At 41.8% G+C, this 26,691-nt stretch carries 26 protein-coding genes; 20 read left to right on the top strand and 6 right to left on the bottom strand.

Annotation, left to right across the window (positions count from 1 at the left end; all coding sequences use genetic code 11):
* The first annotated feature begins 231 nt into the window (after positions 1-231).
* From thiL to tsaD, 5 genes are read left to right on the top strand one after another with little or no spacing between them, the layout of a single operon-like run.
* On the top strand, positions 232-1,209 hold the full coding sequence (gene thiL / locus LNN34_RS13270) for a thiamine-phosphate kinase (RefSeq protein ID WP_229043606.1): 978 nt from the start codon (positions 232-234) through the stop codon (positions 1,207-1,209).
* Positions 1,210-1,223: 14 nt separating this feature from the next.
* Positions 1,224-1,700, top strand: coding sequence for a tRNA (adenosine(37)-N6)-threonylcarbamoyltransferase complex ATPase subunit type 1 TsaE (gene tsaE / locus LNN34_RS13265; protein ID WP_059293404.1), 477 nt, complete (start codon positions 1,224-1,226; stop codon positions 1,698-1,700).
* Entirely contained in the window at positions 1,681-2,370 is a 690-nt protein-coding gene (gene tsaB, locus LNN34_RS13260; protein ID WP_217828327.1) for a tRNA (adenosine(37)-N6)-threonylcarbamoyltransferase complex dimerization subunit type 1 TsaB, read from the top strand. Before tsaE ends, tsaB begins: the two co-directional genes overlap by 20 nt.
* Positions 2,371-2,379: 9 nt before the next feature.
* Positions 2,380-2,835: a ribosomal protein S18-alanine N-acetyltransferase gene (gene rimI, locus LNN34_RS13255; protein WP_099043956.1), complete on the top strand. Its 456-nt coding sequence runs from the start codon at positions 2,380-2,382 to the stop codon at positions 2,833-2,835.
* The gene (gene tsaD / locus LNN34_RS13250) at positions 2,828-3,868 is read left to right on the top strand and encodes a tRNA (adenosine(37)-N6)-threonylcarbamoyltransferase complex transferase subunit TsaD (RefSeq protein ID WP_099043955.1); all 1,041 of its coding nucleotides are present in this window, start codon (positions 2,828-2,830) and stop codon (positions 3,866-3,868) included. Before rimI ends, tsaD begins: the two co-directional genes overlap by 8 nt.
* Before the next feature lie 226 nt (positions 3,869-4,094).
* Here tsaD and LNN34_RS13245 read toward each other — a convergent pair whose 3' ends face one another.
* Positions 4,095-6,023, bottom strand: a complete 1,929-nt coding sequence (locus tag LNN34_RS13245; protein WP_229043605.1) for an ABC-F family ATP-binding cassette domain-containing protein — start codon at positions 6,021-6,023, stop codon at positions 4,095-4,097.
* Between the two features lie 126 nt (positions 6,024-6,149).
* Between LNN34_RS13245 and moaC the strand changes: the two genes are divergently transcribed.
* From moaC to tatC, 4 genes are read left to right on the top strand one after another with little or no spacing between them, the layout of a single operon-like run.
* Positions 6,150-6,662, top strand: coding sequence for a cyclic pyranopterin monophosphate synthase MoaC (moaC, locus tag LNN34_RS13240; RefSeq protein WP_010333208.1), 513 nt, complete (start codon positions 6,150-6,152; stop codon positions 6,660-6,662).
* Positions 6,659-7,306 (top strand): redox-sensing transcriptional repressor Rex, encoded by a 648-nt coding sequence (locus tag LNN34_RS13235; RefSeq protein ID WP_044152840.1) that lies wholly within the window; start codon positions 6,659-6,661, stop codon positions 7,304-7,306. The genes moaC and LNN34_RS13235 overlap by 4 nt, the downstream gene beginning before the upstream one ends.
* 21 nt (positions 7,307-7,327) lie before the next feature.
* Entirely contained in the window at positions 7,328-7,501 is a 174-nt protein-coding gene (gene tatAY / locus LNN34_RS13230) for a sec-independent protein translocase protein TatAY (RefSeq protein ID WP_010333210.1), read from the top strand.
* Positions 7,502-7,507: 6 nt separating this feature from the next.
* Positions 7,508-8,266, top strand: a complete 759-nt coding sequence (tatC, locus tag LNN34_RS13225) for a twin-arginine translocase subunit TatC (RefSeq protein ID WP_082687911.1) — start codon at positions 7,508-7,510, stop codon at positions 8,264-8,266.
* Positions 8,267-8,311: 45 nt separating this feature from the next.
* On the opposite strand, the gene LNN34_RS13220 is transcribed toward tatC, so the two are convergent.
* Together LNN34_RS13220 and LNN34_RS13215 are read right to left on the bottom strand one after the other, a co-directional pair.
* Positions 8,312-8,503 carry a DUF4305 domain-containing protein gene (locus tag LNN34_RS13220; RefSeq protein ID WP_024120410.1) on the bottom strand — a complete coding sequence of 64 codons (192 nt, stop codon included), beginning with the start codon at positions 8,501-8,503 and terminating at the stop codon, positions 8,312-8,314.
* Positions 8,500-9,234 (bottom strand): CPBP family intramembrane glutamic endopeptidase, encoded by a 735-nt coding sequence (locus LNN34_RS13215; protein ID WP_044152836.1) that lies wholly within the window; start codon positions 9,232-9,234, stop codon positions 8,500-8,502. The genes LNN34_RS13220 and LNN34_RS13215 overlap by 4 nt, the downstream gene beginning before the upstream one ends.
* Positions 9,235-9,472: 238 nt before the next feature.
* Here LNN34_RS13215 and groES point away from each other — a divergent pair, with 238 nt between their 5' ends.
* The 6 genes from groES (at position 9,473) to LNN34_RS13185 (ending at position 15,119) form a co-directional block, all read left to right on the top strand.
* The gene (gene groES, locus LNN34_RS13210; protein WP_003155970.1) at positions 9,473-9,757 is read left to right on the top strand and encodes a co-chaperone GroES; all 285 of its coding nucleotides are present in this window, start codon (positions 9,473-9,475) and stop codon (positions 9,755-9,757) included.
* Between the two features lie 46 nt (positions 9,758-9,803).
* Positions 9,804-11,438, top strand: a complete 1,635-nt coding sequence (gene groL, locus LNN34_RS13205; protein ID WP_010333214.1) for a chaperonin GroEL — start codon at positions 9,804-9,806, stop codon at positions 11,436-11,438.
* Positions 11,439-11,678: 240 nt separating this feature from the next.
* Complete coding sequence (locus tag LNN34_RS13200; protein ID WP_229043604.1) at positions 11,679-12,815, top strand: glycoside hydrolase domain-containing protein; 1,137 nt, start codon at positions 11,679-11,681, stop codon at positions 12,813-12,815.
* A gap of 127 nt (positions 12,816-12,942) precedes the next feature.
* Positions 12,943-13,413: a hypothetical protein gene (locus tag LNN34_RS13195; RefSeq protein WP_229043603.1), complete on the top strand. Its 471-nt coding sequence runs from the start codon at positions 12,943-12,945 to the stop codon at positions 13,411-13,413.
* Positions 13,414-13,527: 114 nt separating this feature from the next.
* The gene (locus LNN34_RS13190) at positions 13,528-13,779 is read left to right on the top strand and encodes a hypothetical protein (RefSeq protein WP_229043602.1); all 252 of its coding nucleotides are present in this window, start codon (positions 13,528-13,530) and stop codon (positions 13,777-13,779) included.
* A gap of 950 nt (positions 13,780-14,729) precedes the next feature.
* The gene (locus tag LNN34_RS13185) at positions 14,730-15,119 is read left to right on the top strand and encodes a hypothetical protein (RefSeq protein ID WP_199398522.1); all 390 of its coding nucleotides are present in this window, start codon (positions 14,730-14,732) and stop codon (positions 15,117-15,119) included.
* Positions 15,120-15,312: 193 nt separating this feature from the next.
* Here the strand turns inward: LNN34_RS13185 and LNN34_RS13180 are convergent, their stop codons facing one another.
* Entirely contained in the window at positions 15,313-17,799 is a 2,487-nt protein-coding gene (locus tag LNN34_RS13180; RefSeq protein WP_229043601.1) for a tetratricopeptide repeat protein, read from the bottom strand.
* Between the two features lie 232 nt (positions 17,800-18,031).
* Between LNN34_RS13180 and gutB the strand changes: the two genes are divergently transcribed.
* From gutB to LNN34_RS13165, 3 genes are all read left to right on the top strand, one after another.
* Positions 18,032-19,093, top strand: coding sequence for a sorbitol dehydrogenase (gene gutB / locus LNN34_RS13175; RefSeq protein ID WP_229043600.1), 1,062 nt, complete (start codon positions 18,032-18,034; stop codon positions 19,091-19,093).
* An 83-nt stretch (positions 19,094-19,176) separates the two neighbouring features.
* Positions 19,177-20,565 carry a glycoside-pentoside-hexuronide (GPH):cation symporter gene (locus LNN34_RS13170; protein ID WP_202656738.1) on the top strand — a complete coding sequence of 463 codons (1,389 nt, stop codon included), beginning with the start codon at positions 19,177-19,179 and terminating at the stop codon, positions 20,563-20,565.
* A 106-nt stretch (positions 20,566-20,671) separates the two neighbouring features.
* Positions 20,672-21,640, top strand: a complete 969-nt coding sequence (locus tag LNN34_RS13165) for a carbohydrate kinase family protein (protein WP_229043599.1) — start codon at positions 20,672-20,674, stop codon at positions 21,638-21,640.
* 64 nt (positions 21,641-21,704) lie between these two features.
* Here the strand turns inward: LNN34_RS13165 and LNN34_RS13160 are convergent, their stop codons facing one another.
* Positions 21,705-22,700, bottom strand: a complete 996-nt coding sequence (locus LNN34_RS13160) for a potassium channel family protein (RefSeq protein ID WP_202656740.1) — start codon at positions 22,698-22,700, stop codon at positions 21,705-21,707.
* 639 nt (positions 22,701-23,339) lie between these two features.
* On the opposite strand from LNN34_RS13160, the gene LNN34_RS13155 reads away from it, so the two are divergent.
* Positions 23,340-24,761, top strand: coding sequence for a sugar porter family MFS transporter (locus LNN34_RS13155; RefSeq protein WP_229043598.1), 1,422 nt, complete (start codon positions 23,340-23,342; stop codon positions 24,759-24,761).
* Positions 24,762-24,810: 49 nt separating this feature from the next.
* On the opposite strand, the gene bdhA is transcribed toward LNN34_RS13155, so the two are convergent.
* Positions 24,811-25,851, bottom strand: coding sequence for a (R,R)-butanediol dehydrogenase (gene bdhA, locus LNN34_RS13150; protein ID WP_101863709.1), 1,041 nt, complete (start codon positions 25,849-25,851; stop codon positions 24,811-24,813).
* Between the two features lie 440 nt (positions 25,852-26,291).
* On the opposite strand from bdhA, the gene walM reads away from it, so the two are divergent.
* Complete coding sequence (gene walM / locus LNN34_RS13145; RefSeq protein WP_081638245.1) at positions 26,292-26,663, top strand: cell wall metabolism protein WalM; 372 nt, start codon at positions 26,292-26,294, stop codon at positions 26,661-26,663.
* Positions 26,664-26,691: the final 28 nt, after the last annotated feature.

The following is a 26,691-nucleotide window of genomic DNA, read 5'->3' as shown; positions in this document are numbered from 1 at the left end:
GCCTGCCTGTCACGCAGGAGGTCGCGGGTTCGAGTCCCGTCCGGACCGCCATTTATTGTAAACGAAACGATCATGTTTTCGTTTTTTTTGTGTTTTCTTTTATTACATCTTTTGCTTGGTATGATAGCCAAGCTTTCTTTATATCGGCAATATCTTGGATATTTCACCATAATCCGATACACTAGATACAGTACATATAAAACATAATCAGACCAAAAGGAGGTTTGGTTAATGGATGAGTTTGATTTAATTAATCGTATTACTCCGCGGACCATTCACCATTCTTCCGTTGATGTAGGAATTGGAGACGATGCGGCTCTTTACACAGCGAAAAACGGTGTGCAGGAAATTGTATGTGTCGATACAATGGTAGAGGACGTACATTTTAAATTGAGCTATTCTTCGCCGGAGGACATTGGATATAAGGCGTTGGCTATAAATATAAGTGATATTGCCGCAATGGGAGGTATTCCTAAGTTTTATTTAGTGTCTCTTGCGGTGCCTTCAAAATGGACGGAATCAGAAATCAAGGCAATGTATGAAGGAATGAATGAGCTGGCGAAACTATACTGTATGGACCTGATTGGCGGTGATACAGTTTCTACTTCTGATAAACTAGTCGTCACAGTGACTGTGATTGGGGAAGTTGAAAAGGGACGTGCCTGTTTGCGCAGTTTGGCAAAGCCGAATGATATAGTCTTTGTCACTGGTGAAATCGGTTCTTCTGCTGCTGGACTTTCATTGCTGCTAAAAGAATCCTCTCATCCGGAAACATCATTTGAAACAGATTACTTTATCAATAGGCATAAACGCCCTCACCCAAGAGTGAGTGTTGGCAGACTATGCTCGAACGCTCAGCGTGCGGCTCTTAATGATATTAGTGACGGATTGGCAAGTGAATTGCATGAAATTGCTGAATCCAGCTCTGTTTCAATAGAAATTGACGAGAACCTTCTTCCAGTTCATCCGGACTTGCCTAAGTTAAATTCCAAATGGAAGGAATGGGCTTTGTTTGGCGGAGAGGATTTTGAGCTGACTGGGACGATCTCAAAGGAAGACTGGGAACTGTTACAGCAGGAGTGCAGCAGACTTCAACTGCCAATTAAAATGATTGGATGTGTCCGTGAAAAGACAGAATCCAATGTCGTATTAAAGACAGATGAAGAAACAATGACTTTAGAGAAAAAAGGATATAATCATTTTAAATAAGACGGGTGACTCGTGTGAAGCAATTAAAATGGAGAACTGTAAATCCTGAAGAAACAAAAGCGATTGCTAAGCTGACTGCATCGTTTTCAAAGCCTGGGGACGTCCTGACATTAGAAGGCGATTTAGGAGCTGGGAAAACAACCTTTACAAAAGGTTTTGCTGAAGGACTCGGAATTACACGTGTTGTAAACAGTCCGACGTTTACGATCATAAAAGAATATAACGATGGTTCACTTCCTCTTTATCATATGGATGTATACAGAATGGAAGACGAGAGTGAAGACTTAGGACTGGATGAATATTTTCATGGACAAGGTGTCTGCTTAGTGGAATGGGCACATTTAATTGAAGAGCAGCTTCCGCAGGAGCGACTGCAAATTGCCATTAAAAGAGTTGGTGACGATGAAAGAGAGATCATCTTTACAGCTGTGGGGAATCGGTATGAAATGCTTTGTGAGGAGATAAGTAGACATGACAATATTAGCAATTGATACATCGAATTATACTTTAGGCATAGCGCTGCTTCGGGACAACACTGTCATAGCAGAATACATGACATATTTAAAAAAGAATCACTCTGTGAGGGCGATGCCTGCTGTTCATTCTTTGCTGAATGATTGTGATATAACCCCGCAGGATCTTTCTAAAATTGTTGTCGCAAAAGGTCCAGGCTCGTACACAGGGGTGAGAATCGGTGTAACCATAGCCAAAACACTTGCCTGGTCTTTAAACATTCCGATTTCTGCTGTTTCAAGTCTTGAAGCGCTGGCGGCAAATGGACGTCACTTTGACGGTCTGATCAGCCCTATATTTGATGCGAGACGCGGACAGGTGTATACAGGTCTTTATGAATATAAAAACGGTCTTTTAGAACAGGCTTTGCCGGATCAAAATGTGATGCTGACAGAGTGGCTGGAGATGCTAAAAGAGAAGGATCGCCCTGTTTTGTTTTTAGGTCATGATACATCCATACACGCGGAGACGATACTGGATGTATTAGGGACAAAAGGAATCATAGGGTCTGCGGCTCAGCATAATCCCCGCCCTTCCGAATTGGCTTACTTGGGTGCGGATAGCGAAGCTGCTGATATTCACGGGCTTGTGCCGGATTATTTACGGCTTGCAGAAGCTGAAGCGAAATGGATTGAAAGTCAAAAGTAGGGTGATAGGATGAAAACAAAAGCAGCAGTCAGAAAAATGCAGCTTGATGATGTTGATCACGTATACGAAATTGAAACATCCTCCTTTACGTCTCCCTGGACGAAGGATTCGTTTTATCATGAATTGCTTGAAAATCCGTATGCCCACTATCTCGTGATTCAAAAGGACGATTGTATCGCGGGTTATTGCGGGATTTGGATTGTGATGGACGACGCCCAAATCACAAATATCGCGATTAAACCAGAGTATAGGGGCCAGTCTTTAGGAGAAGCACTTTTTCGTTCAGCTCTCGAACTTTGTAAAGAAAAAGAGGCGAGGCGGCTTTCGCTTGAAGTGAGGGTTTCCAATCACCCTGCTCAAAGTTTATATAAAAAGTTCGGGATGCAGCCCGGCGGAATAAGAAAGAACTATTATACTGATAACGGGGAAGATGCGTTAATTATGTGGGTGACGATAAATGAATGAGCAAAAAGATCTTTATATATTAGGAATCGAAACGAGCTGCGATGAAACGGCAGCAGCTATTGTCAAAAACGGAACAGAAATCGTCTCGAACGTTGTGGCCTCTCAAATTGAAAGCCATAAACGATTCGGAGGGGTTGTGCCGGAAATTGCATCAAGACATCATGTGGAGCAAATCACTTTAGTGATCGAAGAGGCTTTCCGTAAAGCAGACATGACATATCGTGATATAGATGCGATTGCAGTTACAGAAGGCCCGGGATTGGTGGGAGCACTGCTAATCGGAGTAAACGCCGCTAAAGCATTGAGCTTTGCGCATCATATTCCGTTAGTTGGAGTCCATCATATAGCGGGCCATATCTACGCAAACCGTCTGGTAGAAGAGATCGTTTTTCCAGCGCTTGCATTGGTCGTTTCCGGCGGCCATACGGAATTGGTTTATATGAAAGAGCACGGTTCATTTGAAGTGATCGGGGAAACACTCGATGACGCAGCAGGGGAAGCTTATGACAAAGTGGCAAGAACGATGGGGCTCCCGTATCCAGGCGGACCGCAGATTGACAAGCTTGCGGAATCAGGGAATGACACTATTCCTCTGCCTCGCGCATGGCTTGAAGAAGGTTCTTATAATTTCAGCTTCAGCGGGCTGAAATCAGCTGTGATCAATACGCTTCATAACGCGGCTCAAAAAGGACAGGAAATTGCGCCGGAAGATCTTTCTGCCAGTTTTCAGAATAGCGTCATTGATGTCTTAGTGACCAAAACGGCACGCGCTGCAAAAGAATATGGTGTCAAACAGGTTCTTTTGGCCGGAGGAGTAGCTGCAAACAGAGGACTCAGAGCGGCGTTACAGAAGGAATTTTCCCATCATGAGGGGACAGCGCTCATCATTCCTCCGCTATCCTTATGTACAGATAATGCTGCAATGATTGCTGCGGCCGGTACAATTGCTTTTGAAAAAGGGATTCGCGGATCATATGATATGAATGGCCAGCCTGGTCTTGAACTGACTTCTTACCAAGGTCTCACGACATAATGGCGTGAGGCTTTTTTATTGTTATTAACAGATAATTCTCAATTTATCCACATATCTGTGAGTAATTATAGAGATATAGATGGATAAAGGGGTTGAGAGGCTGTTAATAAAGTGGATAAATTCAGAAAATTTTGTGGATATTGTGTATAAACCGCTTTCTTCGTTTGCTTATAAGGCTATTTTCTGTGGATAAAAAGCACCTCTAAAAAAGAGGTGCTTGACTTTTTTAATCTTCTTCTGTGGATAGTTCTTCCCATTCTGATAGTAGGTTTTCCAATTCTTGATTGAGTTTCTCGTTGTCAGCGTGGATGGCTTGTACCTTTTCGTGGTCCTGATATACTTCCGGATCACAAAGTAATTCATCATTGTGACTGATTTTTTCTTCTATGGTTTGAACTGTCGTTTCAATTTCTTCTATGCGTCTGAGTCGTTGGCGTTCTTTCTTTTTCCATTCTTTTTCTTCCTCATAAGAACGTTTAGAGTCGGATTTCATTGCAGCCGTGGCTTTTTCAGTTTCCTCTTGCTGTTTCATTTTCTCTAATTCCAGCTGCTGTGTTTTTTTCTCTGTATAATAATCGTAATCTCCGAGATATTCTTCAATATGGTTTGGAGAAAGCTCATATACCCTTGTTGCGATTCTGTTAATAAAATATCTGTCATGTGAGACAAATAACAATGTGCCCGGATAATCGATCAAGGCGTTCTCGAGAACTTCTTTGCTGTCTAAGTCAAGATGGTTCGTCGGCTCATCAAGAATGAGAAAGTTAGCTTTTTGCAGCATCAGCTTGGCCAGGGCCACTCTTGCTTTTTCGCCCCCGCTTAGGGAATAGACGGGTTTAAGCACATCATCCCCGGAGAATAAGAAATTTCCGAGGCACGTTCTGATTTCTTTCTCTTGAAGCTCCGGATACTCGTCCCACAGCTCATCAATGACGCGTTTAGAGGAGGTCAGCTCAGCCTGTTCCTGGTCATAGTAACCGACACTGACATTTGAGCCGTACGCTATTGATCCTTGATCTGGCTTCAGTGTGTTTATTAATGTTTTCAGCAGGGTTGATTTTCCGATTCCGTTGGGACCTACAAGAGCGGCGCTTTCTCCTCTTGTAAGTCTAAACGACACATCTGTCAGAAGCGGCGGCTGGTTTTCATAGCTGATGGCCAGATCCTGAACCCGCAGGACCTCGTTCCCGCTCTGTTTTGTAATGTCGAAATGAAAATTTGCTGATTTTTCGTCGCCGAGCGGTTTTGACATGACGTCCATCCGTTCAAGCTGTTTCCGCCGGCTTTGTGCTCTTTTTGTCGTTGAGGCTCTCGCCAGATTTCGATCTACGAAGTCCTGAAGCTTGGCGATTTCATCTTGCTGTTTTTCATACAGCTTAAGATCCTTTTCATATTGGGCAGCTTTTTGGTCTAGATAAGCGCTGTAGTTGCCGTGATACTTTTTGCTTTCTGATCTTGATACCTCGTATACCTGATTCACCACTTTATCCAAAAAGTAGCGGTCGTGAGAAACAATCAGAATGGCGCCTGAATAGCCTTGCAAATAATGTTCAAGCCATGTCAGCGTATCAATGTCCAGATGGTTGGTCGGCTCATCTAGAATGAGAAGGTCAGGCTGTGTTAACAGAAGCTTACCCAAGGCCAGTCTTGTTTTCTGACCACCGCTTAGGCTTTGCACCTGTGTTGAATCGTCAAAATGGCTGAAGCCGAGACCGTGCAGCACAGATCTGACATCTGCTTCATATTGATAGCCGCCTTTATCTTTAAATTCCTGCTGAAGGCGGTCGTAGGTTTTCATGATGCTTTCCAGTTCACTTGGGTCAGCTGCCGCCATTTTTTCTTCTATGTTTCGCATTTCTTTTTCCATCGCTTTTAAGTGATCAAAAACAGTCAGCAGCTCTTCTTTTATGGTAAGCTTAGAATCCAAGCCGGTATGCTGGGCCAAATAGCCCATTGTGATATCTTTCGGCTTGATCATTTCACCCTTTTCATATGAAAGGTGACCTGCGATAATTTTAAGGAGTGTAGATTTCCCAGCGCCGTTTCTTCCTACAATTGCGACGCGATCACGGTTTCTGACTTCCAGCTTTATATTGTTTAAAATAGTATCAGCACCAAATGATTTGGAAAGCTGATTAATTTGTAAGATCATCATATTATTTCACCTCTGCTATAATAAGTTAAGTGTAGCTTATGAACCAGAACTCAGCAAACAATACATTGGCCAAATAAGACATAGAGAAGAAAATAGTGTATGATCTGTTTAAGGAGAGTTTTTACTATGAATGGATTTTCTCATTTTAATGAACAGGGCAGAGCCCAGATGGTGGATATCAGCGAAAAATCTTCGACTGTCCGTACTGCGGCGGCTGTATCAAGCGTACACATGAAGAGTGAAGTGTACGAGAAAATAAAAAGCCATGATATCGGCAAAGGAGATGTACTTGCTGTCGCTCAGGTTGCGGGCATTATGGCTGCGAAACAAACATCAAATATCATTCCGATGTGCCATCCGCTATCCTTGAGCGGGGTCGATATTTCGTTTGACTGGAAAATAAAAGAAACAGAAGTTATACTTCATATAAAAGCACAGGTCAAAACGAAAGGGAGTACAGGTGTGGAAATGGAAGCGCTAACTTCTGCATCGGTGTGTGCCCTTACTGTTTACGATATGTGCAAGGCGCTTGATAAGGGGATGGTCATCGGCCCTACCTGCTTGCTGGAAAAGACAGGCGGGAAAAACGGTGACTTTAAAAGAGAACTATCCGAGTATAATTTGGAGGACCAAAAATGAATAAGGATCAATCAAAAATTCCGCAGGCGACGGCAAAACGGCTGCCGCTTTATTATCGCTTTTTAAAGAATCTGCATGCGTCAGGAAAACAGCGTGTATCATCTGCTGAACTCAGCGATGCCGTAAAGGTTGATTCTGCCACGATTCGCAGGGATTTTTCCTATTTTGGAGCTCTTGGCAAAAAAGGATACGGATATAATGTCGATTATTTGCTGTCATTTTTCCGAAAAACGCTTGATCAGGATGAAATGACAGACGTTATCCTGATTGGTGTCGGAAACTTAGGAACAGCGTTTCTTCACTATAATTTCACAAAAAATAATAACACAAAAATTTCTATGGCTTTTGATATAAATGAGAGTAAAATAGGAACTGAGGTAGGCGGTGTGCCCGTCTTTAACCTCGATGATCTTGAACAACATGTAAAAGGCGAATCAGTTGCCATTCTGACAGTGCCCGCAGTAGCGGCCCAATCGATTACTGACAGATTGGTTGCGTTAGGGATCAAGGGTATTCTTAATTTTACGCCGGCCCGTTTGAATGTGCCGGAACACATTCGAATTCATCATATAGATTTAGCTGTAGAGCTTCAGTCACTGGTTTATTTCTTGAAGCATTATTCTGTTTTAGAGGAAATCGAGTAACCGGAAAGGAGGAGCCCAAATATGCCGATCGGTCCTGGAAGCCTTGCTGTTATCGCAATCGTTGCTCTGATTATCTTTGGTCCCAAAAAGCTGCCTGAGTTGGGAAAAGCCGCTGGAGACACACTTCGTGAATTCAAAAACGCTACTAAAGGATTAGCGAGTGATGATGAGGAAAAAAAGAAAGAGAATCAGTAAGTTAGGATGACACAAATGAAAGTGAATCAAATGTCGCTGCTGGAGCATATTGCGGAGCTTCGAAAACGATTGCTGGTTGTGGCGCTGGCGTTTGTCGTTTTTTTTATCGCGGGGTTTTTTTTAGCGAAGCCGATTATAGTGTATCTGCAAGAAACCGATGAAGCGAAGGAGCTCACGCTCAATGCGTTTAATCTGACAGACCCGCTTTATGTGTTTATGCAGTTTGCGTTTATCATCGGGATTGTCCTGACTTCGCCGGTTATTCTTTACCAGCTTTGGGCTTTTGTGAGCCCGGGCCTCTATGAAAAGGAGCGCAAAGTAACGCTCAGCTACATTCCGATCTCTATTTTGCTGTTTTTAGCGGGTTTATCTTTTTCCTATTATATTTTATTTCCTTTTGTTGTCGATTTTATGAAACGGATCTCTCAGGATTTGAATGTCACTCAGGTGATTGGAATTAATGAATATTTTCATTTTCTTCTGCAGCTGACGATTCCGTTTGGACTGTTGTTTCAAATGCCGGTCATCCTTATGTTTTTGACAAGGCTTGGAATTGTGACACCGATGTTCTTAGCGAAAATCAGAAAGTATGCGTACTTTACGCTGCTTGTGATTGCTGCTCTGATTACACCACCTGAGCTTTTGTCTCATATGATGGTGACTGTTCCGCTCTTGATTTTGTATGAAATCAGTATTTTAATATCGAAGGCTGCCTATCGGAAAGCGCAGAAAAGCAGTGCTGCCGATCAGGACGTTTCTTCTTAGCCAACATAAAAAATCCATTTCTCATAGAAGAGAAATGGATTTTCTTTATTTCTGGTTCTTCTTTATTTTAAATGAAAAGGCGAACATCTTAAAAGAAATGCTGATGTTGTATGCAGCGAACACCATCAGCAGGATGGAGTAAAATGACCACATGCTGCCTGGCGAGCTTGCGGCGAGATAAGTAAAGATGCACCCTACGGCAAAGTAGATCATTCCCCACACTATCGGGTTTCTCATGAAAATAATCCTCCAATAATCAATTGCATTTGTGTGCTTTGCTGTTCAAGGTATTTCTGAACAGGCTCAAGCTGCATAATGACGACGAATGTATTCATCATTACATGGGCGAAAATCGGCACCCAAATCCGTTTGGTTCTCGCATATAGAAATGCAAAGGTAAAGCCCATTGCCGTATACAGCAGAAGGTGCGTTAAATCCGCGTGAACAATTCCGAAAATAATGGAGCTGATCAGTCCGGCAATAAAGAAATTCGTTTTTTCGTACAGCGCGCCGAAAATGATTTTTCTGAAGATGATTTCTTCTAATATAGGCCCGATGATAGAAGAAACGATAATCATGAGCGGAACTGCCTGAATCACATCCAGGATGGCTTTTGTATTTTCTGATTCTCTTCCGATGCCAAATACATAATATTCAATAGAACCGGCTAATCCTTGAGAGAAAAGGGCGATGAAAAACCCGGCTATCGCCCAAAGGATCGAAAGTCCGACCGAGTCTTTCTTTTCGTTTCGCAGCGCAGTTTTAGGCGCGGTTCTGAGAATGAGCAATACAACAATCAGACAGGCAATAAAACTGATGACGGACCATAATCCCTGCGCGTACAGCAGATTTTCTTTTGTGGGCTGTCCTCCCGCATAACCGAATTTAAATAACAAGGGAATCGCAATTACTGCTGAAAACTGCATGATGATATATGTCAAAATAATAAACCAATACTGTTTTCTCAAATGGTATGTACTCCTTTGTTAAATGGGTTTCTTTTGTCTACAGCTATTGTAACATAATTGAATCGAGGGTGAAAAAGCCAAGGGATATCTGAGCTGAAAAGAATGATGTAAGCGTGAAAAATTTTTTATCTTATCACTTGAAATTGGAAGTGAGATTCTTTATTATAAGAATTGTGTTAGCACTCTTTAGTGCTGAGTGCTAAAATTACATATTCATACTATTGAGGAGGTTATTACATTGTTAAAGCCATTAGGTGATCGCGTTGTCATTGAACTCGTAGAATCTGAAGAAAAAACTGCCAGCGGAATTGTGTTACCGGATTCTGCAAAAGAAAAGCCGCAAGAAGGCAAAATCGTGGCAGCTGGTTCAGGTCGCGTGTTAGAAAGCGGAGAGCGCGTTGCTTTAGAAGTAAAAGAGGGCGACCGCATTATCTTCTCAAAATACGCAGGTACTGAAGTGAAATACGAAGGTACTGAATACTTAATCTTACGTGAAAGCGACATTTTAGCTGTTATCGGCTAATTCTTAAATAAACAAATACTTAAAAATTCGAGGAGGTTTCGTACACATGGCAAAAGATATTAAGTTTAGTGAAGAAGCTCGCCGCGCAATGCTTCGCGGTGTTGATGCACTTGCTGATGCTGTAAAAGTAACTTTAGGACCAAAAGGACGCAACGTGGTTCTAGAGAAAAAATTCGGTTCTCCGTTAATCACTAATGACGGTGTAACAATCGCTAAAGAAATCGAACTTGAAGACGCGTTTGAAAACATGGGTGCTAAGCTTGTAGCTGAAGTAGCCAGCAAAACAAATGACGTTGCCGGTGACGGTACAACAACTGCGACAGTTCTTGCGCAAGCAATGATCCGTGAAGGCCTTAAAAACGTAACAGCAGGCGCTAACCCTGTAGGCGTGCGTAAAGGTATGGAACAAGCTGTAAACGTTGCGATCGAGAACCTGAAAGAAATTTCTAAGCCAATCGAAGGCAAAGAATCTATCGCTCAGGTTGCTGCGATCTCTGCTGCTGATGAGGAAGTCGGAAGCCTTATCGCTGAAGCAATGGAGCGCGTAGGCAACGACGGCGTTATCACAATCGAAGAGTCTAAAGGCTTCACAACTGAGCTTGAAGTTGTTGAAGGTATGCAATTCGACCGCGGATATGCGTCTCCTTACATGGTAACTGATTCTGATAAGATGGAAGCGGTTCTTGACAATCCTTACATCTTAATCACAGACAAAAAAATCACAAACATTCAAGAAATTCTTCCTGTGCTTGAGCAGGTTGTTCAGCAAGGCAAACCATTGCTTCTGATCGCTGAGGATGTTGAAGGTGAAGCTCTCGCAACACTTGTTGTGAATAAACTTCGCGGCACATTCAACGCAGTGGCTGTTAAAGCTCCTGGCTTCGGTGACCGCCGTAAAGCAATGCTTGAAGACATCGCTGTCCTTACTGGCGGAGAAGTCATCACAGAAGATCTTGGCCTTGACCTGAAATCTACTGAAATCGGACAATTGGGACGCGCTTCTAAAGTTGTGGTTACAAAAGAAAACACAACAATCGTTGAAGGCGCTGGCGAAACAGATAAAATTTCTGCACGCGTCACTCAAATCCGCGCTCAAGTGGAAGAAACAACTTCTGAGTTCGACAGAGAAAAATTACAAGAGCGTCTTGCTAAACTTGCTGGCGGTGTAGCTGTCATCAAAGTCGGCGCTGCAACTGAAACTGAGCTGAAAGAGCGTAAACTTCGCATCGAAGACGCCCTGAACTCAACTCGCGCAGCTGTTGAAGAAGGCATCGTATCCGGCGGTGGTACAGCGCTTGTCAACGTATATAACAAAGTCGCTGCAGTTGAAGCTGAAGGTGATGCGCAAACAGGTATCAACATCGTGCTTCGCGCGCTTGAAGAGCCAATCCGTCAAATCGCGCACAACGCTGGTCTTGAAGGATCTGTCATCGTTGAGCGCCTGAAAAACGAAGAAATCGGTGTAGGCTTCAACGCTGCAACTGGCGAATGGGTAAATATGATCGAAAAAGGTATCGTTGACCCAACGAAAGTAACACGCTCTGCACTGCAAAACGCAGCTTCTGTAGCAGCAATGCTCTTAACAACTGAAGCTGTTGTCGCTGACAAACCGGAAGAAAATGCCGGCGGCGCAGGAATGCCTGACATGGGCGGCATGGGCGGTATGGGTGGAATGATGTAATTAAACGGCGAAAACCCTTGATATATTAGGGGTTTTACCGTTTTTCATTACCCGATTAGCTGAAAGAATAACAAAAAGATAATATTCATTGAGGATGCTTCCAAAAGTCTACTGGACTTTAGAGGAAGCATCCTTTTTTATTTATGATATTACAAAACATCTGGAGTCCAACCATGTGATGGTTACTACCAAAGAGGGACTAATAAAGCTTTAATATACGGTATTCAAACAGAAGAGGGAATGGCTTCCTCTCTACAAACGGGATCAATTGGGCCTTCTACGACCAACCTTTTACCAACTCTGAGCATAGGGAATACTAATGCAAACTTTGTTAAGCTTCTTCAATATGCATTATATGTATATAATTTTAATCCAGGAGATTTCAATGGCCAGTACAGTACACTATTAAAAAATGTAGTAAGTGAATTTCAACAATTTGTTAAGTTACCAGCTGATGGAGTTACAGGAAAACAAACTTGGCTTTCTTTGTTGCAGAGTAAAGGAGATCCTAATCGTAAAGGAACAGCTTGTGATTGTATAACAGAAGTTACGTCTGCTAGAGCTAAAGCTTTAAAAAATGCAGGCTATGAAACTATTGGTCGTTATCTTGTAGACATTCCAGGGGGATTGGAGAAAAAAATAAAACCTGGTGAATTAAAAACTATTTTTAATGCTGGTTTAACTGTTTTTCCGATATATCAAACTTATGGGAATAATTCAAGACATTTCAGTGAAGCTCAAGGGAAAAGAGATGCTCAAGATGCTTTTACGGCTGCTAAAAATTATGGTTTTAAAAATGGAACAACAATATATTTTGCCGTGGATTTTGACGCTTTAGGAGATGATATAACTAACAAAGTTCTTCCACACTTTAAGGGTATTAATGAACAAATGAAATATCTGGGGAACCGTTACAAAGTTGGAATATATGGAGCCCGGAATGTTTGCAATCAAGTATCGGAGAAGGGTTGGGCAACAACCAGTTTTGTAAGTGATATGTCCACGGGATTTAGTGCAAATTTAGGCTACCCATTGCCAAAAAATTGGGCATTCGATCAAATTTCAACTATTAGTGTTGGTTCAGGAGACAGTAAAATTGAAATAGACAATAATATTAAGTCCGGACTTGATAATGGAGCTTCAAGTCTTGATTTCTCAACTGATCTCAATCAAGAGCTATACAAGCAATTATATGAAATTCAACTTTTAGGACTTCATTATACAAACAATGATATTAATCAAGCGAATAAGCTTACAACCAACTATTATCGTCGCAAAAGATATGAATCACTAATATGGACATTAACTTCTGGACAATTTGATAAAGACTTTGAGGAGTATGTTATTAATGCTGTAGGAGAAAATAGTTTTGTCTAAGCAACTGATCCCGTTTCAAAATCTGAAGTAATTGATTTTCCTCATCTTATGGCTACATTATCTGCCCTATTGTATGCAAATCTTCCGTTAGTTGGAACTACACAGCAAGATTTAGCAGGGTGGGGTGGTGATTTATTTACTTACTGTTGCTGCAGATGTATATAAAGATAGAGATAAGTATAGTGGCGACAATGGAACAAGAACATATAAAGCTGCTTACGACTTGATCGGTACAAATGCATCGGCTGGTAACTTTGATAATTCGGATTTCCTTGGAGATATCGATGCTATTAACATCGCACAGATCTTATTAAATAATAACACTAAGCCAATTTTAAATGCAGTTCAAGAGTATTATAATAGTCTTGTTTTCTCAAGATATAAACTATTTTATAAAAATAAATTTAATAGTAATGAAAATAATTTGAGACTGAATGCAAGTAATATCATGATTGGAGATCATCCTGATATTACAGCGGCAAGGGTAGCCTTAAGGGGTTCAATGCAAATGGAAGTCCCTTATTATACGGAAGAAGAGGGAGAAATTATTGCAAATGCTTTTGCTGATAAAATACTAGACCTTGTAGCAAGTGAATAGAAAATTTAGAGTAGAGTACCATACATTTTAAAAAATTATGGTACTCTATGTTTAAAGGTTTTAAAAAAATAAAATTTATAAATTGAAAATTTCCTATTTATTTAATGGAAGGAAATGGAAATTGGAGAAATGACGAAGTATTTGGGGATAGTGTCGCTTATCATCCTTATAATAACATTGTATTATTTGCCCCGCACCCATTGGGCACTTGGAATTCTAGGAATTGTTTTGGGGAGTATTCTAACTATTAAAGCACCTAAAGGGATGGCTAAGTATCTTTCTATTTTTATTCTGGCACTTTGTATTCTTTTACTCTTGTTATTGATTGTAGCAGGCCTTTTGATGGCGGGTTTAGTGGGGAAGTAACCTTTATGTATAACCATACTACATTTGGTCAAAACTAAAATTTAAGAAGTATTCCAAAGCTATAAAAGTTTACTAAAAGTAAGACTAGGCTCTCAAAAACTCGACAGCTTTGAAGGCTACTATTTTACAAAATGGGTATTCCATTGCCGGTGTCTTTTTTAATATTACACACAAGAAATCCTTCCCGGCAGAAGCTGAATTTGATTTGCTTGAGCAAATCGTACAAAGCTCTTTTTCATCATTAATAAGTTAAACCCTACTATGGTGAAATAAAGGACTCCGCTGATTACATTCAAATGAAGTTAACGGGATAACTTCATGGTATCCGGTTTAGATAGACAGCTCGAAAGATAAATTTATTATGATAGGGCGTAATAGATGGTTTCTTGGATCAAATATCAACGATATAATATTCTGCACACTCACTATAAACTGGAACAGATGCGTTAGCTTTATAATAATACAACCAACTTCCAAGATATTTTTGATGAAATTGTGCTTCAGGCCATCAATCATAGTATATTAGGCGGACGTGTCTCATTCACTGACTTCACTTACCTTTCAGAAATCACTCTATATTAAGGTTCATGAAATATAAGAAACTTTTAAATTTTAATTTTTTCAATAGAGAGTATGGGAAGTAATGGATAAATTCGGGATTTATAAAAGTGTATTTGTCTAGCACTTTGTAATCTTTTATTTGTGTATATGGTATTGGACACTTTGGTAAAGGTTTTATAGATGATACATCAAATTTTAAGCTTCATATCAACTAGATTAAAAGCAGATTTTTTTTCAAAAGAATCTTAAATTTACATAATATTAATATATTTCTATCAAACTTATTCACCTCTTAGAAGAAATGTATGGAAAAATATTCGTTTTTTTAGGAGAATATGTTATTATAATTGTGGATTTAAAATAGTAAAAAGAAAAGAGGAATTCTAAAGATGAAAAAGTTAGTAATGACACTGTTTACAGTAGCTCTTTTGGGAGTTGTCATTTTCGCAGGCGGGTCAGAAGCATTAGCTATGGATTCGAAAGGTACAATCAAATTTAAAACAGATGCTAATACATATACGAAAAGAGCTACTTCAATTGTGGTTACTGGTACTTTGGCTAGGGATTTAGATAATGGTTTTGCAGTAATTTTATCAAATAATAAAGGAAAAGTAATAACCAGAAAGGATTTTTGGCATAGTATTGGTTCACGCAATTTTCGTGTGAGTTTTTCAACGAGAAATCTCCCTGCAGGAAAGTATGATGTGCATGTTGCACAGGATTGGGGAGGAAGATATTGGTCAGGTGAACTAAAACATTATATTACAGTACAGCATTAATGCGGATGTAATAAGTATTAACCTTTTGTTGTTAAAAAGTTTAACTTTTTGTCTTCTGTGAAATATTTATTTATTCAAAAAAGGTAGCTTAATCAGTTTACTGTACTGATAAGATACCTTTTTTATCTTTAATAACAACAAGGACATGGGTATTTTTCAAAGCTATACCTCTAGCTACAATTGTAGTTGTCTTTTAAATGACAATATCCAATCGTTCCACCTCACCCCGAATCCCAATCGCAGGCTCCCAAGAATCAATCAAACGAATCGCTTTCTGATTAGCTTCCATCGCTTTCGTTTTCTCTCCTTTACGATGCAACAGCTGCGCCATCCCATAATAATAATAAATCAGCTCAACCTGATTCGCGTTATGTTTGTCATAAAGCATCTGGTCAAAAGCTTCTTCCGCTTTCTCAAACTGATCACATTTCACGTAAGCCACACCTAAATTGAAATAAGCTTCTATCGTTTTTTCGCCGCCGTACGTGGAGCTGATTTGATTTGCCGCTTCGTATAATTGAATGGCTTCTTCATCATGACCTCTCGAAAAGTTTAGATCTCCGCGAACTAGTAAAACTCTGTGTTGAATCGCAGGGGAGATCGGTATATCTTTGATTTCGGTTAAAATCGCTTCCGCTTTTTCATGACTTCCAGCTTTTAAAAGCAGCCTCGATTGCAGTGCGAGTCCCCATACCTTTAGATCGTGAACGTCTTGCTCTTCAGTGTCTGATTGTTCCAGCGTTTTCAGGCCGGCTTCAATTTGTTGAAGTGCCTCGTCTAAATCGTTGACTTCCATCAGTGCCCAGCCTGCTGTGTCGATTCGGAAGAAGGCTTCTCGTGTGTGTTTGCCTAATTGATGGGCGGCGTCGGCGGCTTTACGGCCGTATTCGATACGCAGGGGCAGGTTGATTCTGCTTAGAAAATGGCTGATGCGGGTGATGAGTTCAATTAAGATTTCATTTTGTCCGGTTTCGCTTGCCCATTTGGTGACCTTTAGGATGTTTGGCCATTCTTTTTTGATTGGGTCTAAATCACGTCCCAGGAGATAGCTCCAATAGACAGAGTTTGGCTGTTCCCGCTTTAAATGGGTTTCCGCATAATGAATATAATAGTGCGCCCAGCGGCTGCAGGCTTCTTTTTCATATTGCTGATTTTCGGATAAGTGCTGTTCTCCGTATGCGACAACGGTTTGATGGGCGAAGTACTGTGTCCTTCCTTTGCTTCGTTCGGGCTGAATCAGAGCAAAAGACCGCATTTGTTCAACTGCGTAATGGAAACGGCGAGCGTCTAATCCGGCTGCTGCCGCCAGGCTTTTTTCGTCTGGCGGCTTGCTGAAAAAGCATAGCGCCTGCCATAGCTTCCGGGTGTCTTCATTGCATCTGTGCCATGTGCGCCCAAATAGAAAATCAAACAGATCTAATAGTGAATAGCCTGCTTTTCCGAGCTCATGAATCAGCTGCCGAGCGGGCATGTCATCGTCTGACATATAGGCGATGCTGAGTGCCATGGCTTTCGGGTTTCCGGCTGTCGCTGAAATGAACTCGCTCTTCAGTTCTGGAGACAGTTCCAGCAGCTGCGCCAGCTTTGCTTGTTTAGTTGGGTCGTTGCACATTTGCAGGCAGCGGTTCACTTCTTGATGAAAATATTCCAGGGCATCTGTTTGTTCAAGTCCGCTCAGCTGGATGGTTACCATTTCTCCGAAGCCTTCCCGATAGGTTTGCTTCAAGTTTTCACGTGCTGTGAGGAGAATTTTCACACCTTGGGGCAGGCTGGTGATAAATTCGTGAATGTCTCTTTCGGCAGTGTCTATGCTGTCCACGATCAGCAGTACCGGTTTTTCTCTGGTGTAATTGGCCAAAGCATTGCGGACGACAAATCGTTTTTCGTTTATGGATTTATCGATTTGTTCCGTTCGGCCGAGCTGGTATGCAATCGTATTTAAAAAATCGCTAAAGCTCAATCCTTTCCAATCAGCACTGAGCCAGATGATGCTGTTGAATGCCGGCCAATCTGAGGAATCGCCGATACAGGAATAGGCTGCTTCTAGAGCAGTTGTCGTTTTTCCCATGCCTGCCCATCCGGTAATTAAACAGACGGGTGATGGGGAAAGCATCCATTGCCGTATCGCCTCGATGTCAAATCTTCGTCCTATAAAGTGACCCGACCAGCGTGACGGTAAGTTGTGTGTCAAAGGCATCTGTTCTGTAAGCGCATTCGTTTTATGGTCGAGAATATCGGGAAATAAACGCTTGACTGTTTTTTCAATATCTTGATCAAGCGGTGCTCCGAATGAGTTGTCCTGCCGTACTATTTTCGCTTTTTTAAGACATGAGGCCGCCCATACAGGCAGTGCAGGTTTGATTACTGGTATAGTGGTGGTCTCAAGCAGGTCAGTAAACCACTGTATATTCATATCGGTTTTTTCAAGAATGATCCAGATCATTCCGAACAGTTTTCCGTCTTCGATTCTTCCGGGAACATAGTTCGCACCCATCTGTCCGATCCAGCTTTTAATCGTGTTTGGGGAAACTCCCAGCTGGTGTGAAATGTTGTCTAAATAAGACTGTCCTGTTTTTTCGTTCTTATTCCTTCTAACTTTATAATCTGGATGAAGTTTTAATGACTTTACGCCAGGTGCCAGCAATTCCGCAAATTGTTTTCGATCTTCAAGTTCAGCCATAAAACCTGCACCTCCTATTAGTACTATTTTATCAATCCTGCTTGTTTTGTATATGAAAAATCAAAAAGTACAGTGCGGCTGTCCTTTTATACAGCATGAAAAGCTGTTGAACATTCTGAAAAGCAGATAAAATGAGGGCAGTAACAGAGAAAACAAAAATGTATGCACTTACATTTCTTGATGAAGCGGCCACATGCCGTTAGAAGTATTCATAAAGAAAGGAATTTGCCAAATGACTCACACAGTACCTAAAACCATGAAGGCTGCTATTATGCATAACACAAGAGAAATCAGAATAGAAACATTGCCTGTACCTGACATCAGCCATGATGAAGTATTGATTAAGGTGATGGCTGTCGGTATTTGCGGATCAGATCTGCATTACTATACAAATGGCCGAATAGGCAACTATGTAGTGGAGAAGCCATTTATCCTCGGACATGAGTGCGCGGGAGAAATCGCGGCTGTCGGCTCGTCTGTTGATCAATTCAAAGTCGGTGACCGCGTCGCTGTTGAACCTGGTGTTACGTGCGGGCGCTGTGAAGCGTGCAAAGAAGGGCGTTATAACCTTTGTCCGGATGTACAGTTTTTGGCCACGCCGCCAGTAGACGGCGCGTTTGTACAATATATCAAAATCAGACAGGACTTTGTTTTCTCCATTCCAGATTCACTTTCTTATGAGGATGCTGCCTTGATTGAACCGTTTTCTGTCGGTATCCATGCAGCGATGAGAACGAAGCTTCAGCCTGGATCAACGATTGCGATCATGGGAATGGGCCCTGTTGGATTAATGGCTGTTGCAGCCGCTAAAGCATTTGGAGCAAGTACAATCATTGTGACCGACTTAGAGCCGCTACGGTTAAATGCCGCGAAAAAAATGGGAGCTACTCATGCCATCAATATTCGTGAACAGGACGCGCTTGAAGAAATTAAAACGATCACGAATGATAGAGGCGTTGACGTTGCTTGGGAAACAGCGGGGAATCCTGCGGCACTGCAATCCGCACTGGCTTCTGTACGACGCGGCGGAAAGCTTGCGATTGTCGGTTTGCCTTCTCAGAATGAAATTCCGTTAAACGTGCCATTTATCGCGGACAATGAGATTGATATATACGGCATCTTCCGTTATGCCAATACGTATCCAAAAGGAATTGAATTCCTTGCTTCCGGCATTGTGGACACGAAACACCTTGTGACGGATCAATATGCGCTGGAGCATACGCAAGAGGCGATGGAGCGGGCGCTTCAATTTAAGAATGAATGTTTAAAAGTGATGGTGTATCCGAATAGCTGAGTGAACAGGGAGAATCTCGTATTCTCCCTCTTATTTACTGGATTTGTACTCAATATTGAAAACGGATTCTTGGGGTGGAAAAGATGATTGAAACAGAAAAAGCAACAGTAATGAAGGCGAAACATCAAACAAAATCCAGTGCCGGTCTGTCCTGGCTTGAACGAATTGGGTACGGCTTCGGTGATATGTCGTATAATATTGTGTTTCAATTTGTAAACGCATACCTGCTGTTTTATTATACGGACATCGGCGGCATACAGCCTGCGGTCATCGCTACATTATTTCTTGTTGTGCGGGTGCTGGATGCTATTTTTGACCCGATTATGGGGGTTATTTTAGATAAAACGAACACAAGGTGGGGAAAGGCAAGGCCTTATCTGCTGTGGGTTGCATTTCCTTTCGCATTATTTACTGTCCTGTGTTTCACCACTCCTCACTTTGGAGCAACGGGAAACATCATATATGCGTATATTACCTATATCCTGCTCGGCATGTCCTTTAGTATGCAAACAATTCCGGTGAACAGCTTAACGGGCCGGATTACGAATTCTGTAAAAGAAAGAACGGTATTAACAACGACTCGTATGATCTTGGTTTATGTCGGAATCCTTCTATCCATCTCCTGTGCAACACCGCTTGCAGCAGCTTTGGGAGGAGAGAACCAGGCATTTGGGTTTCAGATGACGGCTTTCGTCTATGCCATTATAAGCATCGCTTTGAATCTCTTTAGTTTCTTTACTGTGCGTGAGCGGATTGCGCCTAAGAAAACAAAGAAACAGGGAATGAAAAAGACATTATCCGTTTTGTTTCAAAACAAACCTTTACTGATTCTAACGTCATCATTTTTAGCATTTGCAATCGGGTTTAATATTAAAATCAGTACAATGGTGTACTACTTTACGTATAACGTGAATCAAAAGGAATTGGTGTTCTTTGGAACCGTTTTATTTTTTGGCGCAGCCCTCATCAGTAACTTGTTTATTCCATACTTTTCTGAGAAATGGGGCAGGAAAAATGTGATGATCATATCGGCTGCTTTGTCACTGATCTCGTATGCAGGTCTGCATTTTACGGCGTATTCTTCGGTGACGCTCATTTTCATCTGGCTATTTGCTTCAGGGTTCTTTACAACCCCTTTAAATACGCTTGCTTGGGGAATGGTTGCCGATTGTGTTGATTATGCGGAATGGAAGACAGGGGTTCGTGCCGACGGAGTGGTGATTTCCAGCATGAGTTTTATCAATAAGTTAGGTGTTGCACTGGCCGGTTCGTTTTCTGCCATCTATTTAGGAATCGCAGGATATGTGGCGAATACTGATCAAACCGTGACGTCACTGAATGCGATTAAACATATGAATGCCTTAATTCCGGGACTATTTATTTTACTCTCTATCATCATCATAGCCTTTTATCCTTTAACTGAAAATAGATATAAACAGATCATCACCGAGCTTGAGAAGAAATCCAGATAAGTGAATATATTTAATATTTCTAATATTCGATGTAAAAGGTTGTATTTATGACTGAAAGTAATATACTGAGACTGTAATCTAGAATATGTAAAAAGAGTGTGATAACATGCGAAGTCAGTCTGTTGTTTGTATTGGGGAGTTATTGATCGATTTCTTTTGTACCGATGTGGACGTTGATTTAAAGAAAGGGCGTCAATTTTTAAAAAGTGCCGGCGGCGCCCCGGCAAATGTGTCAGCGGCGATTGCCAAGCTGGGAGGGGACGCTGCTTTCGCAGGAAAAGTAGGGAAAGATCCCTTTGGGTATTTTCTGAAGCAAACGTTAGATGCTGTTCATGTTGATACCTCTATGCTGGTGATGGATGAGAAAGCACCTACAACGCTTGCTTTTGTTTCATTAAAGAATAATGGAGAGCGCGATTTTGTTTTCAATAGAGGCGCGGATGCTCTGTTTACGATCGAAGATGTCGATCAGGATAAACTGAATCAAGCGAAAATCCTTCATTTTGGATCAGCGACGGCATTGTTATCTGATCCATTTTGTACAGCCTATTTACGGCTTATGTCCATTGCGAAGGATAAAGGGCAATTTCTTTCATTTGATCCTAACTATCGTGGGGATTTATGGAAGGGAAGAGTCTCTGAGTTTGTTAGTGCTGCAAAAAGAGCCATTGCTTTAAGTGATTTTGTTAAGGTGAGTGACGAGGAGCTGGAGATCATCACTGGTGCGAAGGATCATGAAGAGGGCGTCAATATCCTCCATGGTATCGGAGCCAAGATGATTGCCGTGACCCTTGGGAAAAACGGAACATTGCTGTCTAATGGCAAGGAACATGAAATCATTCCGAGTATTCCTGTCACTTCGATTGATTCTACAGGAGCGGGAGACGCTTTTGTCGGAGCGGCTTTGTTCAAGTTAGCAGATACAGATAAGATTCAATCGGTAGAAACTGATTTTGAGCAGCTGCGTGATATCGTGTCTTTTGCCAATAAGGTGGGCGCTCTTGTCTGCACCAAAATTGGAGCGATTGATGCGCTGCCGCGTATGGAAGAGATTGAAGCTTCTTTATCTTTGTAATAAAAATAGAGGATGTTTCTTAAAAGTCTTTTGGACTTTTGGGAGGCATCCTCTTTTTTACCCCTTACTCTTGTGCAGGCCACTTACGCGCACCCGCTTGAACAATGCCCAAAAGCAATTGCCGCCGTTCTTTTAAAGATGTGACCGCTGTTCGAAATGTTTGCTCCGATAGGGTTGGGATGCCGCAATCCCTTAGCTTCAAGAGGCTGGGCTCCGGCGGTTCTTGTTCAGCCGGATGGATATATGCTGTATGAACGGTGTCTAAGTAGTTTTTGACACTTGAGCGCGCTTCTTTTATGTGCAGCTGATTCGGAAGGTACTGCTCTGGAATGCCATATGTCAAAATGGTTAACGCTTCATCCAATACAGTGACTGCAATGACGGAAGATTCCTCGCGCTGTGTGCTATGGTAAAAATGAAGAATGGGGAAGGCGTTATGCTGAGCGGTCAGCTTTCCCAGCTCTGAAGAAAATGTAGCGAGAAGCAGATCCATGTCGTGAAAATGTCTCCCGTTCCACGCAGTTTGGACAATCTCTGTTCCGTTATGCCCAAGACTCAGTACACTCTGGGCGAATGAGCGCTTTTGATTAACTGCGCTCAAGACAGAAATTAAATACGTGACAGAAAAAGTAATTGTAAGCAGACCTTCAGCTGTAGCACCGACTGTCACAAGCTTCCAAAGGGCTCCGTTCGGTGTAAGGTCGCCATTTCCTAATGTAAACATCACATATCCAGAAAAATAAGCTCGATCTGACCAGGAGGCTGGTTCTTTACTCTGAGTAACTACAAGAGAATGAGGATCACTTGAGAAGATAAACGTCCAACCGCTCCAAAATAAACCGATCCACACCAATAATGTCATGCATAACAGCAGCGGCCCTGCCGTACTGAGAACCTTTGCGTGATCTCCGCTGATCTTACGGAAGCCTTTCCACAGCCATGCAGATAAACATCTTGTGATCGGACCGGCTCCGCTCTCAAGCCATAATGTTGTCCATATAAAATCAATCATCCCCGCTGCCAACAATAAAATTCCTGCAATGATATAAATCTCATTCAATTTTATTGCCTCCTCTTATTCAATTAGAGCCAGCCATTTAGCCATCTTTATTTTCCTCTTCTATTTCCTTTTGTCTTGAATCTGAAACAATCATTTGAATGTTTGAGAAGCGAATCATGCAGAGAAGAAATGTATAGGGGAAGTTACCCAACACTTACTCATTTTGATGAAGACAGAAATGAAACAGAAATTCACAGATAATACATACTGATTCAACATTTCCGGCATGAAAAAAGTTCAATTTCCCCTTGAAATGGTCATTTTACTGGCATAAAGATAAGGAATTTTCAGAAATTTATATTGACTGAAAGCGTTTTTGAAATTATGATAATATCAGAAGTGACAAATATATCACTATGATATTACTATAACAACACTACAAAGTGATTATAAGATGACAATTCATCAAGTCAGACATCAAAAATATACCCATTGTTGTTTGGTGAAAAAATGAAATCGCTTCCAAGTTAATTGTCTTCAACACATGCTGAAAAGAAGGGAAGGTTATGAAGCCAGTGAAAAAAGACATTTTGAACTTTTTTCTGCGGTCTGCTCACGGCATTTGAGGAAGGCGGCAGCCCTAGAATACGTTTTTGAAATACGCAGTGATCGATTTTGAAAAAGACTGGGGGAAACGGTATGGATACAAAAGGCAGTCAAATGTCATTTTTACGCACAATTATTTTAGTTTCGACTTTCGGCGGGCTTCTCTTCGGTTATGATACCGGGGTATTAAATGGAGCTTTACCATATATGGGTGAGCCTGATCAGCTTAATCTCAATGCTTTCACAGAGGGGCTCGTCACCAGTTCTCTTCTTTTTGGAGCTGCACTTGGAGCTATGCTTGGCGGAAGAATGTCTGATTTTAACGGACGCCGTAAAAATATTCTTTTCCTCGCCATTATATTTTTTATCTCAACGATTGGGTGTACACTGGCTCCAAACGTAACAATCATGATCATCTCCCGTTTTGTGCTTGGAATTGCCGTCGGGGGCGCATCCGTGACGGTGCCTGCTTATTTAGCGGAAATGTCACCTGTGGAAAGCAGAGGACGGATGGTGACCCAGAATGAATTAATGATTGTATCCGGACAGCTATTGGCCTTTGTTTTTAATGCCATCCTCGGGACGACAATGGGAGACAGCTCCAATGTATGGAGATTTATGCTCGTGATAGCGTCTCTTCCGGCCGTATTCCTGTTCTTTGGAATGATCAGAATGCCTGAGAGTCCTCGCTGGCTTGTTTCAAAAGGAAGGAATGAAGATGCTTTAGGGGTTTTGAAGAAAATCAGGGACGAAAAACGCGCTGCTTCTGAGCTGTCTGAAATTAAATCCGCTTTCAAAAGAGAGGATAAACTTGAGAAAGCTACGTTTAAAGATCTTGCAGTGCCATGGGTGCGCCGGATTGTATTTATAGGAATCGGAATTGCGATTGTACAGCAAATTACGGGTGTAAACTCCATCATGTATTACGGCACTGAAATTTTAAGAGATTCCGGATTCCAAACGGAAGCAGCGCTGATCGGGAATATTGCCAATGGTGTGATCTCCGTCCTGGCCACGTTCGTCGGAATTTGGCTGCTCGGTAAAGTCGGTCGCCGGCCGATGCTGATTACAGGGCTGATCGGAACGACAACGGCATTGCTGCTGATCGGGATATTTTCACTTGTGATGGAAGGATCGCCTGCGCTTCCATATGTGGTTCTGTCATTAACGGTTTCGTTCCTGGCGTTTCAGCAGGGTGCGATTTCACCAGTGACATGGCTGATGCTTTCAGAAATTTTCCCGCTGCGCCTTCGCGGTCTGGGAATGGGTGTTACGGTATTCTGCTTGTGGATGGTCAATTTCGCAGTCAGCCTGACTTTCCCTATTTTGATGGCAGGCATTGGGTTATCAACAACGTTCTTTATCTTCGTTGCGCTGGGAATTTGCTCGATTCTGTTTGTGAACAAGTTTTTACCGGAAACAAAAGGTCTTTCGCTTGAGCAGCTTGAGGAAAGCTTCCGTGCTCATGATCGCAGTGAGGCGAAAGAAGAGGCTGGCGCTGAAGTGATTGGCTAAGTGGAATAAAAAGAATCCGCACTTGAATGCGGATTCTTTTTTGGTATGTTTAGTTTGGTCTGACAAGGATTTTCACTTGGTTTTTCTCTTTGATCAGAGCTCCGAAGCCTTCTTCGATTAAATCGTCTAAGACGATCTTTTTCGTAACGAGTTTATCGGCTGAGAAATAACCTTCTTTCATTAATGACAATACAGCTGGGAATATGTCACGGTACCCGATGATTCCTTTCACTGTACGCTCTTTGATTACGATATCGTTCGGATGAATTTCAGCGCCTTTTTCCCAGATGCTGACGATCACTGTCTCACCGGCGATTGTTGTGGATTGGATCGCTTGGCGTAAAACGACTGGAACTCCGGTTACTTCAAAGGCTACGTCAACGCCGCCTCCTGTAAGGTCTGTGATATGTGCCACTACATCGTCTGTTTTGGACGGATCCACAATAATGGCGCCGAGCTCCTCAGCTTTTTGCTGGCGCTCAGGTGAGAGCTCAACAGCATAAATTTCAGTAGCACCCGCAGCTTTCAGCGCTTCAATAACAAGAAGTCCGATTGGGCCGCAGCCGAATACAGCCGCTTTGTCACCGGCTTTGATTTTGCTTGAGCGGACAGCGTATAAAGCGACCGCAGAAGGTTCAACGAGTGCGCCTTGTTCATATGATAATTCCTCAGGAAGTTTGAATAACAGCTCTTCATCTACAGAAACGTATTCAGAGAATCCGCCGCCGCCTCCGGCTAAGCCGAGGAATCCCATTTGTTCATCAAGGTTGTACGCACCCTGATGTCCGTGTGTTGCAAAAATCGGTTCCACAACGACTCGGTCTCCGACTTTATAGTTTTCAACGCCTTCCCCGACTTCAACAACTTCACCGGAGAATTCATGCCCCATTGTGACAGGTGCTGTTTCTTTTGTTAAAGGATGGGGTTTGTCCACCGGGATAAAGATCGGGCCTCCTAAATACTCGTGTAAATCACTGCCGCAGATGCCGCACCATTTGACTTTGATTTTGACTTTTCCCGGTTCCGCTTTTGGCTCTTCAATATTTTCAATACGGATATCCTTTTGGTTATGCCATCTAGCTGCCTTCATGGATTACCACTCCTATATCTTTTGATATGAGTAATTCCGCACCGATCAATATGAACTGTTCACAAAATCGCCATTTTTTAAAACCAAAAAAAGATAAAACTTATATATAATATAATCTACGTTTTTTGAAATAAGAAACTTTGAAGAAAAAAGAGTCTCGCACACTCTTTTTTCTTTATAATGAGAGAGTATGATTGGTTTACATAGCTATGAATTTGGCTTGAACAATACGGTAATGGTTCGTTCATATTGAATGCGACAACTACTCTATCAACAATTATAACGCTAATGCTGTAATTATAATAGGATAATCTTCCATGGTTTATTTTAGCAGAGGGGATTTTTTCGACTTTGTAACATTACTGTAAGGATATTGAAATAAAAAATCCCTGGTTGATCGTGTATAATTTTTCCTAGATGTTAACAAACAGGGGGACGAAATGTTGAAGAAAGTCATTTTAGCCGCTTTTATCTTAGTAGGAAGTACTTTGGGAGCTTTCAGTTTTTCGGCAGATGCCAGTGCAAAACATGTGAACGGAAATATTACTTGGTATAACGGAGTTGGGAAAAAAGGCTCTTCAGGTAAAAAACTTGGACATTGGGACTGTGCGACAAAGATCGGATTTGACGTACCTAGAAATGGGACAAAAATCAGAGCTTATGCTAAAGCGAAGCCTAAAAAGGTGATTACGGTTTATAAAAATGATGTTGGCAGAATGCCTCATGCAGTGCTGGATGTAAGCCCTAAAGCGTTTAAAGCGCTGGGATATCCATTAAGCAAAGGAAAAGTAGCGGGACATTACAGCTATTAATACATAGTTTAAATCTGTAAAGCAAGAA

The sequence above is a fragment of the Bacillus sp. AF23 genome (assembly GCF_020861455.1).
Lineage (GTDB): Bacteria > Bacillota > Bacilli > Bacillales > Bacillaceae > Bacillus > Bacillus halotolerans.
This window is presented reverse-complemented; position numbering and strand designations above follow the sequence as displayed.

Coding starts and splice junctions, on each gene's coding strand:
- bdhA (WP_101863709.1), bottom strand. CDS start 25,851: ATGAAGGCAGCTAGATGGCATAACCAAAAGGATATCCGTATTGAAAAT.
- tsaD (WP_099043955.1), top strand. CDS start 2,828: ATGAATGAGCAAAAAGATCTTTATATATTAGGAATCGAAACGAGCTGC.
- thiL (WP_229043606.1), top strand. CDS start 232: ATGGATGAGTTTGATTTAATTAATCGTATTACTCCGCGGACCATTCAC.
- LNN34_RS13220 (WP_024120410.1), bottom strand. CDS start 8,503: ATGAGAAACCCGATAGTGTGGGGAATGATCTACTTTGCCGTAGGGTGC.
- rimI (WP_099043956.1), top strand. CDS start 2,380: ATGAAAACAAAAGCAGCAGTCAGAAAAATGCAGCTTGATGATGTTGAT.
- LNN34_RS13235 (WP_044152840.1), top strand. CDS start 6,659: ATGAATAAGGATCAATCAAAAATTCCGCAGGCGACGGCAAAACGGCTG.
- gutB (WP_229043600.1), top strand. CDS start 18,032: ATGACTCACACAGTACCTAAAACCATGAAGGCTGCTATTATGCATAAC.
- LNN34_RS13190 (WP_229043602.1), top strand. CDS start 13,528: ATGGAAATTGGAGAAATGACGAAGTATTTGGGGATAGTGTCGCTTATC.
- LNN34_RS13165 (WP_229043599.1), top strand. CDS start 20,672: ATGCGAAGTCAGTCTGTTGTTTGTATTGGGGAGTTATTGATCGATTTC.
- tatAY (WP_010333210.1), top strand. CDS start 7,328: ATGCCGATCGGTCCTGGAAGCCTTGCTGTTATCGCAATCGTTGCTCTG.
- LNN34_RS13185 (WP_199398522.1), top strand. CDS start 14,730: ATGAAAAAGTTAGTAATGACACTGTTTACAGTAGCTCTTTTGGGAGTT.
- LNN34_RS13245 (WP_229043605.1), bottom strand. CDS start 6,023: ATGATGATCTTACAAATTAATCAGCTTTCCAAATCATTTGGTGCTGAT.
- LNN34_RS13155 (WP_229043598.1), top strand. CDS start 23,340: ATGGATACAAAAGGCAGTCAAATGTCATTTTTACGCACAATTATTTTA.
- LNN34_RS13200 (WP_229043604.1), top strand. CDS start 11,679: ATGGCTTCCTCTCTACAAACGGGATCAATTGGGCCTTCTACGACCAAC.
- moaC (WP_010333208.1), top strand. CDS start 6,150: ATGAATGGATTTTCTCATTTTAATGAACAGGGCAGAGCCCAGATGGTG.
- LNN34_RS13170 (WP_202656738.1), top strand. CDS start 19,177: ATGATTGAAACAGAAAAAGCAACAGTAATGAAGGCGAAACATCAAACA.
- walM (WP_081638245.1), top strand. CDS start 26,292: ATGTTGAAGAAAGTCATTTTAGCCGCTTTTATCTTAGTAGGAAGTACT.
- tsaB (WP_217828327.1), top strand. CDS start 1,681: ATGACAATATTAGCAATTGATACATCGAATTATACTTTAGGCATAGCG.
- groL (WP_010333214.1), top strand. CDS start 9,804: ATGGCAAAAGATATTAAGTTTAGTGAAGAAGCTCGCCGCGCAATGCTT.
- LNN34_RS13180 (WP_229043601.1), bottom strand. CDS start 17,799: ATGGCTGAACTTGAAGATCGAAAACAATTTGCGGAATTGCTGGCACCT.
- tatC (WP_082687911.1), top strand. CDS start 7,508: ATGACACAAATGAAAGTGAATCAAATGTCGCTGCTGGAGCATATTGCG.